At 60.3% G+C, this 1,303-nt stretch carries 1 protein-coding gene and 1 other annotated feature; the gene reads right to left on the bottom strand.

Annotated features, from left to right (window positions below):
* Positions 1–30 precede the first annotated feature (30 nt).
* A protein-coding gene (locus NG698_RS21580) for an IS3 family transposase (protein ID WP_252603655.1) occupies positions 31–1,250 on the bottom strand; the annotation gives its coding sequence in 2 pieces (ribosomal slippage) (positions 31–971 and positions 971–1,250; 1,221 coding nt in all).
* Positions 859–972, bottom strand: a sequence feature (AL1L pseudoknot). (Overlaps the previous gene by 114 nt.)
* Positions 1,251–1,303: the final 53 nt, after the last annotated feature.

The raw sequence follows: 1,303 nt of genomic DNA, 5'->3' as shown, positions 1-1,303 counted from the left end.
TGTCAAGCCCCGGGTTTGGTGGAGGGATTGTTAGACCCGTTCCATCGTTTTGATGGCGGGCAGATTTGAGTAGAAGATGGTTTCTGCTTCTACCGGCGGTATATAGCCGATCTCGCCGTGGAGACGCCGGTGGTTGTACCAGTCGATGTATTCGGCGACGGCGATTTCAAGGTCGTTGATGCCGGTCCATGGTCCTTTGTTCCTGATGAGCTCTGCCTTGAAGAGGGAATTGAGCGCCTCTGCCATGGCATTGTCGTAGCTATCACCCTTGGCTCCCACGGAGGCGACCGCTTCGGCGTCAGCAAGGCGTTCGGTATATCGGATGGCACGATACTGCACCCCTCTGTCGCTGTGGTGTACGAGCTGGGAGATGTCCTTCCCATCGCGCCGGCGGGTCCAAAGGCCCATCTCCAGAGCGTCCAGCGCCAGGGCTGTGTGCATGGTCGTGGAGAGCTGCCAGCCGACCACCCGGCGGGAGAAAACATCCAATACAAAGGCCGCGTAAACCCAGCCGGAGAACGTTCGAATGTAGGTAATGTCTGCGACCCAGAGGCAGTTCGGAGCAGGTGCGCTGAATTGTCGCCGCACGAGATCCGCCGGCCGCTCCGAAAGTGGCCCTGACACCGTTGTGCGAGGTCCTTTGGCCCGGCGCACGCCATGCAGGCCGGTCCGGCGCATCAGTCGCTCGATGGTGCACCGGGCCACCCGGTGTCCCTCACGGTTCAGAGCCGCATAAACTTTCCTGGCCCCATAAACACTGTAGTTCTCCCGGTGCACCCGGGTGATTTTCTCCGCCGTCACGGCGTCGGTTATTGACCGTTTGGACTCCGGTCGTGCCTTGGCGGCGTAGTAGGTCGATGGGGCGATCGGCAGCTCTCTGCAGATCGGCTCGACCCCGTATTCGTCCTTGTGATTGTCGATGTAGGCGATCATCGTCGGGAGGGGCGGTCGAGCTCCGCCGCGAAGAAAGCTGATGCTGATTTCAAGATCGCATTCGCCCGCCGCAACTCAACAACCTCACGTTCAAGCTCTGCCATGCGCGTCGAATCATCGGTTGTAGTGCCAGGACGCACGCCCTGATCGATCTCCACGATGCGCACCCAGCCACGGATAGTGTCAGCAGGGATGCCCAGCTGCGAGCCAATCCTGGTGCATGCTCCCCGCCGGCCACTGGGGTCCTTCTGCGCGTCCATCACAAGCCGGACCGCCCTCTGGCGAAGCTCCTCAGGATACTTTTTTGGTGCTGGCATGGTGCTCATCCTTTCAAGGACTCAACACCCTCCATTAAACCCGGGGCGATTCA

Origin of the sequence: Pseudarthrobacter raffinosi, from assembly GCF_023913735.1 — a bacterium.
Lineage (GTDB): Bacteria > Actinomycetota > Actinomycetes > Actinomycetales > Micrococcaceae > Arthrobacter > Arthrobacter raffinosi.
The sequence above is the reverse complement of the archived record's forward strand: the minus strand, read 5'-3'. Positions and strand labels throughout refer to the sequence as shown.